Below are 14,933 nucleotides of genomic sequence, written 5' to 3'. Positions count from 1 at the left end.
AAGCGGCACCACGCCCCGCGCTTCCGTGGCCTTCTCGATCATGGCGGTGAGCATTGCGAGCATCACGGCGGCGGCCAGCATCGCCTTGGTCCAAGCCGGCCAGCCGAGCGAATGGCCTTCGGTCAGCGGCACCAGCAGGGCCGTCAACGTCGCCGCGAACAGCACGGTGCCGGGCAGGTCGATGCCGGCCGGATGCGGCGAGCGGTTGGCCGGCACGACCAGCCGGGAAGCGAAGAAGACGATGATGCCGAGCGGGATGTTGACGAGAAAGATCGGCCGCCAGGAGGTGCCGAACAGGTCGGCGCTGACCAGCAGCCCGCCGGCGAGCTGGCCGACAATCGCGGCAATGCCCGAGGTCGCGCCGTAAAGCGCGATCGCCCTTGTCTTGCGCTCTCCCGGCAAGGTCGCCTGGAAGGTCGCCAGCACCTGCGGCACCAGCATCGCCGCCGTCGCGCCCTGGAGCAGCCGGGCCGCGATCAGCGCATTGATGGTCGGCGCCAAGCCGCAGGCGAGCGACGCCAGGATAAAGCCGGCAAGCCCTGCGAGAAACACTCTGTGGCGGCCGAAACGGTCGCCGAGCCGGCCGCCCAGCACCAGCATCGCCGCATAGGCCACGCCATACACCGACACCACCAGCTCAAGCGCCGCCGGCGTCGCCTTGAGCGAGGCCTGGATCGTCGGCAGCGCCACATTGACGATGAAGAAATCGGCGATCGGCAGGAAGGCGCCGGCGAGGAGCACATGCACGCCAAGGTCATGCAGCCCGCCGGCGCGTGCCATCGACCGGGCGGAATGCCGGACAAGACCGGCAGATGTCGGATGGGTCACGGGAGTCTCCGTATATTTATATGACGATAGTTATTTATATATAATCATTATGGACATATACATATTCGCGCACGGCGTGTAAACTCCACTTCATGACCGAAGACGATTCTACCGCCCGCAAAGCTCGCCCCTTGGCGGTTCGCTGGGCCGATCTGGCCGACCTCATCCTGATCGTAGCGCGCGAGATTCAGTTCCGGGGCTACCGCGACGAGCGGGCGGTGCAGCTGTCGCAGTCGGAGGGCATGGTGATGCGCCACCTCGTCCAGCACGCCTCGGCCACGCCCAGCCAGATCGCGGCCGCGACCGGCCTGCAGCGCACCAATGTGTCGCCGGTGCTGCGTGATCTGGAAACAAAGGGGCTGATCGAGCGGCATGTCGATCCGCAAGACCGCCGCGGCGTGAGTGTCCACCGCACGCGGCGCGGAGCGGAAAACTATGCCTTGGTGCGCAAGGAATGGGGCTCCGCCGTATCCGCCGCCGCCGAGGGCGATACCACCGGTCTTGACGCTGCGGTTGCGCTTCTCAAGACTATTGAAGCTGGCCTCACCGCGACGCGGCCAAACGTCAGCGACAAGCCGGTGCGAGACCCGGTCCGCCGGCACGGCATTTAGCCCCCAGGCTCTTGTGCCGAGATCAAGAAGTTTCCTTGATAACTGCGATGAATTCTGATTGCACCAGGAACGGACTGTCTGGCGGCAGCGGTTGAACATGTCGTGCCGGCCGTGACTCGGGATTGGGAAACATTCGCAGCCATTCTTCGTTCACGGCATTCCTGTCGCCGCTGTCGCGGAGATAGATGTCCACCTTGACGATGTTCTCCACGCTGCCGCCGGCGGCCTCGATGATGGCACGCATGTTGGCAAATAGGTTGGCCGACTGATCCGCCATTTCGGGCGGCAAATCGTGCGTGATCGGGTTCACGCCATGAACCGCTCCCGAAAACACCATGCTGCCGATCCGGCAGGCATTGGGAACTGGATGCCGGTGGCTCAGTCCCTTTACCGATATGCTCTTGCGCATCGCTTTGCTGACCTCGCGAGGTGTGTTCGATGAAACGATTGGTATCTTGCGATCCCGGCGCCCGCGTGTGCATCCGCACGGCTATCGTCTCGCGCGCAAGGCCGGGGTCTGGCCCTGCGGCGAAGCGGCACCGATATCGGAACGCAGCGCGGAAGGCTCATAGCTGGAGGTCAGTTGAACTCCGCGCGTCTCAGGCAGCATGAGGGTTGCGGCAAACGCGATGCTGTAGCCCAGCAGTGCGACCAGGCCGATGGCCTCCGCCAGGCCTATATGCTGCGCCAGTATCCCGATCATCGACACAGCCGCCGCGCCGGCCGCCTTACCGAAATTATAGGCGAAGCTCTGACCGCTCGCGCGAATGGCGGAGGGGAAAAGCTCGGTGAAGAATGGCCCCAGCGCAGCATAGTTTCCGATCGTGAAAAAGCCGAACGGCGCGCCGAGGACAATCAGCGGCCAACCCGAGAGCGGCAGGAACATATAGGCGATGGTGATCGACCAGGAGCACAGCAGAAACAGCTGGAACGTCCGCCGCCGGCCCAGACGATCGGCCAGATATGCGCTCGCCAGAAATCCGAAGAACGAACCGCCGGTCACCACGAAGACATAATATCCCGAAGCGCCCGGCGACAGCTCGCGCACCGTCTTCATGAAGGTCGGCAGCCAGTTGACGATCGCGCCGCCGACACCAATCACGCCGAATGCAAGCAACGACGAGAGCACCGTTGTCGGCAATGTTTCCGGCTGGAAGATCGCGCCCAATCCCGGACGATTCCCGGTCTTCTCGACGAGCTCGCGCGTTCTGACGAAGATCTCCGGCTCCTCGAGCTTGCGGCGCAGATAGAGAACCAGAAGGCCAGGAAGGACGCCGATCATCAACAGAACACGCCATCCATAGTCCTGGGGAAAATACGCCAGGACCAATCCTGCCAATATGGCGGCCGCGCTCCATCCGACGCCGAAGCCGCTCTGGACAGTTCCGACGGCCTTGCCGCGATGCTCGGCGCGGATGATCTCGCCCATGAGAACCGCACCGGCGGCCCACTCGCCGCCGAAGCCCAGCCCCTGCAGGATACGCAGGAACATCAACTGCTGAAAATCCTGTGCGAAACCAGCAAGGAAGGTGAAACCGCAGAACCACAGGATCGTGAGCTGCATGATGCGGGCCCGGCCAAAGCGGTCAGCGAGGTAGCCGCAGGCCCATCCTCCAATTGCCGCGGAGAGCAGCGTTGCCGTTGCCAGATAGCCAGCCTGTGCCGTCGACATTCCCCAGGCCGCGATGAGAATTGGCAGCACAAAGCTGAAGAGCTGTGCATCCATCGCATCGACGGCCCAGCCGGCGAAACAGCCCCAGAAGGTGTTCCGCTCGCGCTCCGTCAACTCTTTGTACCAAGTGAACATTTCTTCCTCCCGTAGTTTCCTCGCGACGGCCGCTAAACGACCAATGGTGTGAGGCCTCCGTCCATGGTCAGCGAAGCGCCGGTCACGTATGAGGATCTTGCGCTGGCGAGAAAAAGCGCGGCGTCGGCCACTTCTTCGGCCCGTGCGTAGCGCCGCAGCGGTATCCGTTGCTCATTGAGCCGCAGCAGTTCATCCGGCGTCTTGCCGGTCATCCTGGATTCCACTTCGAGCGACAATTGCAGACGTTCGGTCATGGTAGCGGCGGGATTGAGCACGTTGACCCTCACGCCCGCCGGCCCCCAGGCAGCCGCGAGCCCCGCCGAGGCGAGCATCAGTGCTGCGTTGGCGGCTCCGCCGGGCAGATGCATGGGTGAGGCGACTTTGCCGCCCGTGCCGACGATGTTGACGACTGTGCCGGCCTGCCTTTGCACCATCAGAGGCAGGACATAGTCCATGACGTTCATGTAGGTGAAGAATTTGGCGTCCATCGCAATGCGCCACTTGTCTGGCGTCAGCTCGTCAGGAGGAACTCGCCTGGCGCCTCCAGCCGAATTGACCAGTGACGCAATCGGGCCCACCTGGTCCTCGACGATGGCGACCATTTGCTTCGCGGCAAGCCCGTCCGACAGGTCGGCGGCGAAACTCGCCGCCGACAGGCCATCGGCAGCAAGCTTCGCCTTTGCGGCGTCCAGGTTCTGCTGGCTGCGCGATACGATCACCACGCGGGCACCTTCCCTCGCGAAGGCGCGCGCGCAAGCCAGCCCTATTCCCTTGCTGCCGCCGGTTATCAGGACGACCTTGTCGTCGAGTTCGAGGTTCATTTCAGTGATCCTGTCTCAGGTCATGGACACTATGGACGTTGATCGGGTTCCCCTCGGCGAACGCGACGATCTGGTCAAACGCGTTGCCGTAGGCGAATTCGTAATTGTCCCGTTCAACGTAGCCGAGGTGCGGCGTGCACAGCGCATTGGGAAGCCCGAGCAGGGCATCGGCCGCATCGGTAAGCGGCTCGCGTTCGAAGACGTCGATGGCGGCCTTTCCGGGGCTGCCGCTCTTCAGCGCCGCCACCAGCGCTCCGGGTTGAATCAATTCGGCGCGGCTGGTGTTCACCAGCAATGCGGTCGGCTTCATCAGGGCCAGGTCATCAGGACCGATCGCACCGGCGGTCTCGGCAGTCAGCCGCAGGTGCAAACTGAGAACATCCGACAGCCTGAACAACGTGGCCCTGTCGGAAGCGGTTTTGAAGCCCTCGGACTGGGCGCGGGCAAGCGAGCCTTGGCGGCCCCAAACCAGCACCTCCATGCCGAAGGCCCTGCCGATCTGCGCGACCATCGAGCCCAATCTGCCGAAACCGTAGATCCCGAGAACACGGCCCCTCAGACCAAGCCCGATGGTCGTCTGCCAGTGGCCTTGGCGCAGCGATGCGGTTTCAAACGGGATGTTGCGCATCGCTGCGATGATCAACCCCCAGGTAAGTTCAACCGTGGAATAGGATGGGCGCGCTGTGACCGCGGACGAAACGATGACGCCGTGCCTGTCGCAGGCGCCCAGATCGATGTGGGGAATGTGGCCGTTCTGGCTGATGAGCTTCAGGTTGGGCAGGCGGCTGAGCAGGTCTTCACCGACCCGGGTTCGCTCGCGCATCAGTACCAGCACATCCGCATCGGACAGCCGGTCCGCCAGGACGTCGACATCCGCGACGATGTCGGTCCAGATGCTGACGTCATGGCCCTCCAGCTTGGAAAAGCAATCCAGCGTGCGAACCACGTCCTGGTAATCGTTGATGATGGCGACGCGCAGTTTTCGCGATGAATTTCTTGTCGCGTTACGCATTGCTGGGCAGGTCCGCTACGGCGACGCCGGCGTCGATCGCCTCGCACTTTGCCTCTTCGAACGCCGACTTCTTCAACGCTTTCGCGAGAACCTCGGCGGCTCGGGCGATCGGGATGAAGCAGACACCGGTTTCGTCGGCGACCACGATGTCGCCCGCCCCTACCCTTATGCCGGCGATCTGGATGTCGCCATTGATCTCCACGGTTTCGATACGCCATTTGCCCGTCGCCGGCGTGACCTCCGTGGCCCAAAGCGGATATCCGACCCGGCGCGAATGCCCGAGGTCGCGAATCCCTCCGAAGACGATTGCTCCGGCTTCCCCCTGCCTCTTTCCCGTCTGGGCCGAAATCCCGCCCATGTTGGAAACGCCGGCGACGCCGTCTATGACGATCACGTCGCCCGGCAGCGCCAGGTTGTGAGCTTCGAACTCCGCCATGCGATTGACGTGGTTTCTCGCCGTCTCGTAGACATGCTCGCGCTGCAGGATGTTGCGCACCGTGAGCGCCGGACCGACAATCGAAGCCGAGGGCAAGGTCGGCTTCAGCGTCGATGCGCCGACGACACCGGTGATGCCAAGCTCATCCATAATATCCGAAATGACGCTCGTGGCGTCGCCGATCCGCTTGAAGCCGTCGATCAAGTCCTTCGACGGCCGCGGCGTTCGCATCAATCGGATGCGCTCGGCGCTGATCTTGCCGGTGAGCTTCGGCAATACGTCCGCGAAAGCGAGATCATTCATAGCGTGTCCTCTGTTTTGTACGGAGCTTTTACCACCGGCTGCGAGGTTCACGTATTCACTCGCATGTGTTCGGCTGCTCGTTCGAAACAGGATTGCCTGTCCGGTTCGGCGCGTCCAATTTAGATTTAGACACGAGCATCATTTCCCAGGTGAATAACGTGCGCCTCGATCTGAACCTGATCGCAGTCCTTGAAGCCATCATGCTGGAAAGAAATGTAACGCGCGCGGCCTCGAGCCTGGCGATGAGTCAACCTGCGGTCAGCAATGCCCTGCGGCGCGCCCGCAAGCTGACCAAGGACCAACTCTTTCTCAAGACCGCGTCCGGGGTCGAACCTACTTCACGCATGGTCGCGATGTGGCCTGAACTTCATCGTTCGCTTACGGCAATCCGTGCCTCCTTCGCGCCCGACGACTTCGATCCCGCATCGGGCGCGACCAGTTTCCGGATCGCGATCACAGACAGTCTGGCGATGGAAGCGGTCAGCGCGATCGCACTGAGGTTACAGGCAGCGTCCCCACGCGCCCGCGTTTCTTTCGCCATCCATACCCATGAGGCTTCGCTGGACGCAATCGATCGCGGCACGCTCGACTGCGCGGTAGGCATGTTTGCCTCGCTGCCGAGAGAAGTGCATGTGCAAAGTCTGCGGACGGATCGCTATGTCTGCGTCATGCGCAGCGGGCACGATCTGGCCCAGGGCCTGACCCTGGACCAGTTCACCGCTGCGGCGCATGTCCTGGTGACCCCATCAGGCCTGGGGCTGGGATTGGTGGATGGCTGGCTCAGCCTGACGGGGGGCACAAGGACGATCGCTGCCGTGGTCAATCATTTTTCCGACGCGCTGAGGATCGTCTCGCGCAGTGACCTTCTCACCTGCGTGCCGCTTGGCTTTTTCAGCGGGCCCTGGCGCGCCGTCACTGATGAGCCCCGGTTGGTGGTGCGAGACCTGCCGTTCGAGACGGAGAAACTGCTCTACAAGCTGATCTGGCACGAACGACTGCACACCTACCCCGCCCACCAATGGTTTCGGGCACTGGTAGCAGACATTTGCGGATCACCCTTGGGTGTCCCGCCGAGTGGAGAAGCAGCCTCCGCTGGGCAGGTGTAGCCTGCCTTGCGAAGCGGAACGACTTACGCGCGACTGTGCTCCCGGCAAACGTCTAGCCGTAGTTCAAGATCAGTCGCCCGCGCTGGCTTGAGATGAGCGGGATTGCCGTCGAACCAGCCAGCGTAAAAGTGATAGATCGCCCGGACAAGAAATTCCGGATCGTCGTATTTGGGGATGCAATTGAGCTAATATTCTCGCATTTGCCAGGCGGGGATGCTGAACGATTATGGGAGCGGTGCCCTTGGGTACCAGATGAGCAAAACGTTCGGAGACAAGGCAGGCGCCAGCCCTGATAGTGCGCAGAGCATCCACATACCGGACATCGTCAAAATAGGCCAGGTGCCATGAGTGCGCCATGTCCAGGTTCGCCCCACTCAGCAGTCGCATGCTCGCATCGGCGCGTGGTGGCAGCGGCGCATTGGCTGCTTGCGCAATTTCCGCCAGGGCTAGCCCGCTCTTTGCGCGCGTTTGCGCCACGGTCGGTTCCGGTTCACACAAGGGGGTATTTTTGTGCTGATCAAGGTGGGCCGGGGGCAGGGACAGGTCGACCGACTTACCGCGGGCCTGTTAGCGGACCACGCAGTTCCGAGAAGCCGGGCCTCAGCTGGAGCGGTGACGGGAACTGGGGAGGGCCCGCCTCACCGGATCGAGTTTTCAATTTGCCGCGCAGCCAGCGGATGGCCAGTTGCGCTGGAAGTGACACGATAAGGGCGATCATGATGATCGTGACCATCCCGCTGATTACCGCATCGACAAGGCGATCTGTGACTCTTTGGCGCAAAGCGAGTGCCCGGACGGCAAAGGACCGGCGGCCGATAGACTTGGCCATCGATTGAGACTTGCCGCCGGATCTTGCCATTATGGGGCCCCTGGCTAGGCGTTGATCGACCTCTCCTACAAATTACCCTTGTTCAAGTTTCGTGGGGGCTTGTCCGTCCAGGACGGTGGCAAGCCAACCTGCGATCCTGCAAAATCCATCAACCCGGGATCCCGACCGAACCTTTCGCAGGCCTGGTATTTGGGTTTGCCCCCAAGATTAGACTTCAACTTCTGGAAAGAAGGGAGCTTTGGCAGACCCTTGAACGGCGTCTTGCCGGTGACCAGCATTTTCGAGAAATCATTGCCGAAGCTCGAAGCCAGCGAATAGGCGTCTCCGACCTGTGACATTCTTGCGCTGGTGGTGACGAAATTCGCACCCTTGGACCACACCATCGCGGCCGCTTGCTCCCCCTCCTTCGTCGTCGCTTCGGCTTCGACGCCAAGACCACCCAGTCCCAATGGCAGCCTCGGGACAGGAACGGGTGAAACGAAGGAGGCTCCGAGCGACGTTGCCGTGGACACGCCGGCCATCATCGCGTTGGTCGGTACGATGCGCGTCACGGTAGCGTGAACGATTATGTCGGCATCCTGCATGCTGTCGACCACCTGGAAACGATCGCTGACCCCAACACAAAGCGCACGGTTGATGGCGTTGGCCACCAGGGCGCTGTCGGATGGCTTTTTGACCGACTGTGCTGCATAGGCCGAGACCATGGTCGGTTCGATGTAGACCGTTTTGGTCTGGTTGAGGTCTTGCGGGACGGCCTTGTATTCGGCCTTTCTTATCCGTCCGTCGATCTTCGCCATGCCGTCATAAGATGCCAAGGAATTGCCGGGCTGCAGGGGCACCGACGTACAGCCGGCGATCGCCGATGCGGCAAGTGCAGTGATAAGCGCCTGGCCAATCCGCCGAGGGCGTGGCCAGTTCACGGCTCTACCTGATTGAGAATGTAGCAATTCGTTCTCCTTGCTGAGGTGAAGGGCGGTCGCCAGGGCGCTAGTGGTTTTGTTCGCCTGGCATGGCAGCGGCGAGTTTCTCGGCGAACAGGGGCGTGCCTTGCCAAAGGTGGCCACTGATCATCTTGGCGTAGCCGAGGCTGTAGAGGGCGCGCATGTAGTGGGTATTGAACGGGTCCGTCATCTTGTAAGGGACCTGCATGTCGATCGCGCCGACATGGAAGCGGATGCCGTTCTTTTGGGCGTATAGGTAAGTCGCCAGCAAAGCGCCGCGCGTCTGCGACTTGACGAGCGTGGCATTTGCCCTGGCCATCACTACAAAGGTGTTGTTGGTGGTTGTCGAGAACTCGGGCATCAGCGCGTTGTTGATGAGAATATACATGTTGAAGCGGCGCCCCTTGCGCCACTCATTCTTGTCGAGCCCAGACATCCAGCCTTCCGGGATCGTCAGTATCTGCGAGACCGAGCCGCCGTCGGAATGCATCTCCTCAAACGACTGATCGCCAGATTTCGCCTTGATGAGCACAGCCGGATAAACCCCCGGAATGCTCGCGGAGGCGATGATGACATCCTGGAACAGCTTGAGCGCGTCTGGCCTGCCGCTGTCGGCGATCGCGCCCATGCTCCAGATGACTGCTCTTTGCGAATCGAGGTTCGACGTCAGGACAAGCAGTCGCCGGCCCTTGCGATGTTCGGCGGCGATCTTGGCCAGCACCTCGGGGGTGAGATACTGTTCCACCATCCGGCGAAGCGGCTGCTGCTTCAGCAGGCTCGCTCCAAACAGCCCCCTTGGGAGGAAATCGGCGTCGACCAGTGTTTCGGCGACGCCGCTGGTGTAAAGATCAACGAGAGGCTGATCGTAAGCCGAACCGAGGAAGGCATATGGGGCGATCAAGGCACCCGTACTGACGCCGCTGACGATATCGAATTGAGGCCGTGTACCAGTATCGGACCAGGCCTTCAGGGCACCCACGCTGAAGGCGCCTGCACCACCACCGCTGGAAAAGACGAGGTAGTTGATTTCCTTGTTTTTCGTAATCGGGAGCCAAGGTCGCTGATCCGCCTTGGCCAGGTCCGCATAGGTGCGGATATCTCGGAACCCATCGATGGTGGCTACGCTTGCGACCCTTGCACCATAGTCGATCCGGTCCGGCGCCAGACAACCGGTCAAAAATCCCAGCAACACAATGATCGTCAATCGATGCACGTCTATCGCCTGCGACGGGCCGTCGGCCGAGCAACGCAAAGTTCCTCCAGCCGTTCAGCACAATTCACGACCGCTCTCACGGTTCGTGTTGGGCGGCATTAGCGCTGATTCACCATTGTCTTGGGTTTTGAGTTGTTAAGAGTTGTTGCGCGGGCCACTAAGTTAGGTAGGGGTTCCACCCCGCCTTCAGACATATCGCACTTAACTCGCGATCGGGGATCTCGCGCGCTTCAACAAGGGAAAGAGTCCAGCGCTTGGGGTGAGCGAGGCTGGGAGATTTACGGGCGGAGCCACGCCGCCGGCGCAACTGCGTTGGTGATCAACCCGCCAAAGCGCTTGCCTGCGCGTCCACGCTCTTGGCGGCAGGGCTCGCCACAATCTGGGCCTGCGGCAACAGAACCTTCACCCGAAGGCCATTGGGCGAGACGTTCTCCAGTGTCAACGAGCCGCCATGGCCTTTCACAATCTCGTCAGCGATCGATAAGCCAAGTCCAAAACCGCTGTTGCTGGTCGAGGTGCGGGCCTCATCCGCCTTGAAAAATGGCTCCAGGGCCTTCTCGTGCAGACCCTGATCCAGACCAGGACCGTTGTCCTTCACGGCAATTGTCAGCTCGCCCAGCGGATAATTGGACAATTGGACGTGGACGATCGTCCCGAACCTGACGGCATTTTCCACGATATTGGTTATCGCGCGCGTCAGACCCTTCTGCTTGCAGGAATACCCGAATCGCTCAGGACCCACATAGAGAACGGTATGGCCCAGGTCGCAAAATCCCGCGACGATGGTCTTAAGTAACGCCGCGATATCGACCTTGCGCAACGACTCATCTCTAGCGGTGCTGCTGAGATACTGAAGGCTGTCCTCGATCATCGCAGTCAAGGTAGTGATGTCATCCAGCATCAGTTGCTTAGAGGGGATATCCTTCGACCGCTCCACGCGCATGCGCAGCCGTGTCAGCGGGGTCCTGAGATCATGGCTCACGGCAGTCAGCATGCGGGTGCGGTCATCAAGCATTTTGCGAATGCGATGCCGCATGTCATTCAGCGCCGTCGCAAGCGTGCGAAGCTCTTTGGCGCCGGCGACCGTGAACAATTCCTCCTCTCGGCTGTCAAGCCGCAAGCTTTTTGCCGCCTCAGCAAAGCGGACAAGCGGTGACGTGATCAGGCCGCCGATGTAGAGCACCAGCAGCAGCATCGGCAGGATCAAAATAAGGACCTTGGCAATGAGCTCGACAATCGCGCTTAAGAAAGCGGGATAAGTGTCGGCGTCGGAGAAACGGACCAGAAGGCCGCGCTTGGCGTCGATGCGCACCGCCAAAGCATTGTGCCCCTCATCCTGTGGCACCACAACGGCCTCGAAGTCCTTGGGGAGCACGTCGCGCACCTCGTCGGCAACGAACTGCAAATGCTCTCTTTGGCTGCCGGCAAGGCTAAAATCGGCCCAGGGCAGAAGCCGCATGTCGAGGCCGACAGGACCGGTTGCCCGCAGCAGCTTCTCGGCGTCGGCGTCACTGGCGCTGTTTCTGACTTGTTCTACGATCAACTCGATTTGTGTACTTCTGACGGTCACCAGCGTCTGAGCGGGGCCGTTCTTGAAGATGTAAGGTTCCGGCAGGAGCGCAATGACGCTCAGCAGCACCACCGGAATGGGGATCGCGGCAAGCACGATGAACTGCAGGCGGATTGGAGCCTGTCTGAACCAGCCGATCATGCGGCTACGGTAACCTCCGGGGTGAAAATATAACCGCCCAGCCTCACCGTTTTGATGAAGGTGGGCTCTTTATAGTTCGGCTCAATTTTTTGGCGGATACGACTGACATACACGTCGATGCTGCGGTCGACCGGCCCTGCCGACCCCGCGTGCGTGCAGGCGAGGATTTCCTGTCGGTTCATCACCTGCCGCGGGTTCTGGCATAACACCAGGAGGACGTCAAACTCCGCCGTCGTGAGCGGCACATGGACACCATCGCTATCCGTGAGCTCACGCGCAACCGGGTCTATCGTCCAGCCGGCAAAGGTCAGCGGTTCCTGGCTTGGCTTGGACTGGCTCGCATAGGACGATCGCCGCAGAAGGGCCTTCACCCGGGCCAGAAGTTCCCTGGAGCTGAAGGGCTTCGTAACATAGTCGTCGGCCCCCAGCTCCAGCCCAACCACCCTGTCGACCTCCTTCGTCAGCGCGGTGAGCATAAGAATAGGCGTGGTGTCGGCCGACCGGATTCTCCTGCATATGCTGAACCCATCCTCCCCCGGCAGCATCCCGTCGAGCACGATGAGGTTGAAGTCTTTTTTCTTGAGCAGGCGATCCATTTCTGTCGCAGAACCGACGGACTCGGCGGCGTAGCCTGCATCCTTCATCAACTCGATCAGCATTCCGGCAATATCGCGATCATCCTCCACGACAAGGATGCGCGGCGAACCCTGCGACGGAACGGTGTATGCGAAATTGTCCATAGGTCCAGCCATTGGATGTCTCTAGCACACGCAATACCCCTCCCTCCTCCCGGCTGTCAGTAATAATTGTGTTTATTTTTGTTGCCCCCGACAAAGCCGCAGGATTCCGTGGTCGGACGCTTTTTCTACAGGGTGGGCTATAACTTCGTCACGCCGGAGTCAGCGAGTGAGACCGCAGGCGATCGCCGGCCGTAACCAAGAGCCTTGGCGTTCCTTCCATCGGAATCGAATTCTGCGTCTGCTGTTCGTCCGCGGCTGCCGTGAGCCACTCCTCGATCCTGCGTTCCGACGAAAGGGCTTCATCGCCCGGCCGAGACTATGGCGTTCGGCATCCACTGCAGACTTCTGCCGCGTACTGGAGCATCTTTTGCATAGGGAGACGCCATCTGCTCTCCGTCAAAACGGCGCTGAAACCAAGGCAATTGGTGAAGTTTTGTTGCATGCCAAGTGAGCCTGTACCCGAGCCTAAATCGTTGGAGAGCGCCCGGCGCATGCCTTGGCGCAACAAGTCTTAACAAGACAACATCCAAGGCAATCCGAACCTCGGGCTAATGCCGGTGGCCAACCGCCGGCTTCACGCTCGACCCGACGCAGCAGCATCTCGGGGTCAAAGCACGAACCCGCCCTCCAACATCGCCCCCGAGGACGAACTCATGCTGATTCTTGCCGTCATGGCCGCGTTCGCGGCCGGGAGTATGGCTTACGTTTATCGCTTCCGCGGCGAGGCTCGCTACGACAGCCTGAGCGAATACTTTCGCAAGGGATGGCCAATTTTTTCGCCGTTGAATTGCGTGCTGTATATGACAACGCGGCCGCGCGGAGCAAAGGCCATTCTTGAGCCCGCCGACTTTCCTGAACTGGAGCTGCTGCGCCAGAACTGGCAGACCATTCGCGAAGAAGGCTTGGAGCTGCTGCGCCAGGACTACTTTGACGCCGCCAAACGACCGGGGACTGCCGGAACCTACGACATCGGCTTCCGCACGTTCTTCAAGTACGGCTGGAGTCGCTTTTACATCAAGTGGTACGGCTATCAGCACCATTCGGCCAGACGCCTCTGCCCGAGGACGGTCGAGATCTTGCGGAGAGTTCCCAGCGTGCAGGGAGCGATGTTTGCTTATCTGCCGAAGGGGGGCCAACTGACCAGGCATGCGGATCCGGTCGCCGCATCGCTCCGCTATCACCTAGGCCTCGCCACGCCGAACTCCGATGCCTGCTTCATCAATGTCGATGGTCGCAATCTAAGCTGGCGTGATGGCGAGGTTCTCATGTTCGATGAGACCTATTTGCACTTTGTGCGCAATGATTCCCACTGCGACCGCCTGATCCTGATGTGTGACGTGAAGAGGCCCTTAAACCCACTCGGGGCAGCGTTTAATTTGTTCTACAGAGGCCTGACCCGCGCTTCGGTGGTGCCCAACACCCCGGAAGACCACCGTGGCCTGGCCAATAGGATATTTGCCGGCGTGGCGCCCCTGCTGGCACGCGCAAAGGCGCTGAAATCCGCGAACAAATCATTGTATTTGGCCCTCAAATGGTCGGTGAATTTCGCGTTGTTGCTGTCGCTCTTCGCGCTTGCTGCAGGCCTGGTGGCCTTGCTCGGCCAACTTGCTTGATCGCGCAACCGGAATGCTCGGGCTGTCAGACAAAAGGTCGATCGCCGTTGGTTGTCCGGCGCGGCCGCACCATCGCGCGTAGAAACATTTCTTAACATCACAAAATCCAACGCAACCTCGTCCTCCGAGACAGTGCAGCCGCTGGAGGTACGACTGCGTGGGGCTTCCCAACTCGCATTTGTACTTCTCCAACACCACTAGGAGCCGTTCCGCATGCCATTGACGAAGCTTTTCTCTGCCCGCTCGCGGTATATCGTCGTCGCGACGAGCCTCTCGGCAATCGCTTTGCTCCCGTTCAAGGCAAACGCTGCTGAGCCCTTCGACAAGGGACCAGCCTCGCCCTCGGCGGACAATGTGGACGAGAGGCGGTACGGCCCAATTCGCCAGAAGCTTTCCGACTGGAACGTTATGGTCGCGGGCGGGGCCATGTATGCGCCCAAATATGAAGGGTCGGATGAATACGAAGTGGTACCCATCCCGATGGTCTCGGCCACCATTGGCCGCTTCACCATCTCCCCCGGCGGGCTGAGTGTCGACGTGTTGGAAGCAAACGGCTTCAAGGTCTCCCTGAAAGGCGGGTATGACCTTGGCGGCGGGCGCAAGGAAAAGGACTCCACTCACCTGAAAGGACTTGGGAACATTGATGCCGGCGCCCTCGTCGGAGGTCAGATCTCCTACGAGATGGGACCGGTTGAATTCTCTGCTTCCGTCGATAAGACGATTGGCGGCAGCGACGGCCTCCAGGGCGTGCTCGGCGCGAATGTCTCGCACAATTACAACAACTTCATTTTCGCTGCCGGTGCTTCGGCAACATTCGCAGATGAAAACTACATGCAAAGCTACTTTGGTGTGACGGCACTGCAATCGGCAAGATCGGGTTTGCCGCAATATGATGCCGGCGCTGGGCTCAAGCGCTTCGATGTCGAGGCGTCGGTCACTTACATGGCCACTGAGAATTGGCT

At 60.7% G+C, this 14,933-nt stretch carries 14 protein-coding genes; 4 read left to right on the top strand and 10 right to left on the bottom strand.

Features of this window, described 5'->3' with window-relative positions; genetic code table 11:
* The coding region (locus EN745_RS15450) for an MFS transporter (RefSeq protein ID WP_245487740.1) at positions 1 to 828 on the bottom strand (828 nt) is incomplete at its 3' end.
* A 92-nt stretch (positions 829 to 920) separates the two neighbouring features.
* Between EN745_RS15450 and EN745_RS15445 the strand changes: the two genes are divergently transcribed.
* Positions 921 to 1,439, top strand: coding sequence for a MarR family transcriptional regulator (locus EN745_RS15445; RefSeq protein ID WP_127421681.1), 519 nt, complete (start codon positions 921 to 923; stop codon positions 1,437 to 1,439).
* 22 nt (positions 1,440 to 1,461) lie between these two features.
* On the opposite strand, the gene EN745_RS15440 is transcribed toward EN745_RS15445, so the two are convergent.
* The 5 genes from EN745_RS15440 to EN745_RS15420 all read right to left on the bottom strand — a co-directional run bounded on the left by EN745_RS15440 (position 1,462) and on the right by EN745_RS15420 (position 5,818).
* Complete coding sequence (locus tag EN745_RS15440; RefSeq protein ID WP_127421680.1) at positions 1,462 to 1,848, bottom strand: RidA family protein; 387 nt, start codon at positions 1,846 to 1,848, stop codon at positions 1,462 to 1,464.
* Positions 1,849 to 1,929: 81 nt separating this feature from the next.
* Positions 1,930 to 3,291: an MFS transporter gene (locus EN745_RS15435; protein ID WP_281034773.1), complete on the bottom strand. Its 1,362-nt coding sequence runs from the start codon at positions 3,289 to 3,291 to the stop codon at positions 1,930 to 1,932.
* Entirely contained in the window at positions 3,279 to 4,067 is a 789-nt protein-coding gene (locus EN745_RS15430; RefSeq protein ID WP_127421678.1) for an SDR family oxidoreductase, read from the bottom strand. Before EN745_RS15430 ends, EN745_RS15435 begins: the two co-directional genes overlap by 13 nt.
* A gap of 1 nt (position 4,068) precedes the next feature.
* On the bottom strand, positions 4,069 to 5,079 hold the full coding sequence (locus tag EN745_RS15425) for a D-2-hydroxyacid dehydrogenase family protein (RefSeq protein ID WP_210213757.1): 1,011 nt from the start codon (positions 5,077 to 5,079) through the stop codon (positions 4,069 to 4,071).
* A complete protein-coding gene (locus EN745_RS15420) occupies positions 5,072 to 5,818 on the bottom strand; it encodes an RraA family protein (RefSeq protein ID WP_127421677.1) in 747 nt (248 codons plus the stop codon). The genes EN745_RS15425 and EN745_RS15420 overlap by 8 nt, the downstream gene beginning before the upstream one ends.
* Positions 5,819 to 5,976: 158 nt before the next feature.
* On the opposite strand from EN745_RS15420, the gene EN745_RS15415 reads away from it, so the two are divergent.
* Complete coding sequence (locus tag EN745_RS15415) at positions 5,977 to 6,924, top strand: LysR family transcriptional regulator (protein ID WP_245487738.1); 948 nt, start codon at positions 5,977 to 5,979, stop codon at positions 6,922 to 6,924.
* An 894-nt stretch (positions 6,925 to 7,818) separates the two neighbouring features.
* On the opposite strand, the gene EN745_RS15395 is transcribed toward EN745_RS15415, so the two are convergent.
* The 4 genes from EN745_RS15395 to EN745_RS15380 all read right to left on the bottom strand — a co-directional run bounded on the left by EN745_RS15395 (position 7,819) and on the right by EN745_RS15380 (position 12,358).
* Entirely contained in the window at positions 7,819 to 8,673 is an 855-nt protein-coding gene (locus EN745_RS15395) for a DUF3313 domain-containing protein (protein ID WP_127421674.1), read from the bottom strand.
* 67 nt (positions 8,674 to 8,740) lie between these two features.
* Positions 8,741 to 9,907, bottom strand: coding sequence for a patatin-like phospholipase family protein (locus EN745_RS15390; protein ID WP_127421673.1), 1,167 nt, complete (start codon positions 9,905 to 9,907; stop codon positions 8,741 to 8,743).
* Between the two features lie 319 nt (positions 9,908 to 10,226).
* Positions 10,227 to 11,618 (bottom strand): ATP-binding protein, encoded by a 1,392-nt coding sequence (locus EN745_RS15385; protein ID WP_127421672.1) that lies wholly within the window; start codon positions 11,616 to 11,618, stop codon positions 10,227 to 10,229.
* Complete coding sequence (locus tag EN745_RS15380) at positions 11,615 to 12,358, bottom strand: response regulator (RefSeq protein ID WP_245487737.1); 744 nt, start codon at positions 12,356 to 12,358, stop codon at positions 11,615 to 11,617. Before EN745_RS15380 ends, EN745_RS15385 begins: the two co-directional genes overlap by 4 nt.
* Positions 12,359 to 13,011: 653 nt before the next feature.
* Between EN745_RS15380 and EN745_RS15375 the strand changes: the two genes are divergently transcribed.
* Positions 13,012 to 13,971 (top strand): aspartyl/asparaginyl beta-hydroxylase domain-containing protein, encoded by a 960-nt coding sequence (locus EN745_RS15375; protein ID WP_127421670.1) that lies wholly within the window; start codon positions 13,012 to 13,014, stop codon positions 13,969 to 13,971.
* A gap of 213 nt (positions 13,972 to 14,184) precedes the next feature.
* The coding region (locus EN745_RS15370) for a MipA/OmpV family protein (RefSeq protein ID WP_189363059.1) at positions 14,185 to 14,933 on the top strand (749 nt) is incomplete at its 3' end.

This window comes from Mesorhizobium sp. M4A.F.Ca.ET.022.05.2.1 (assembly GCF_003998845.1).
Classification (GTDB): domain Bacteria; phylum Pseudomonadota; class Alphaproteobacteria; order Rhizobiales; family Rhizobiaceae; genus Mesorhizobium.
The sequence above is the reverse complement of the archived record's forward strand: the minus strand, read 5'-3'. Positions and strand labels throughout refer to the sequence as shown.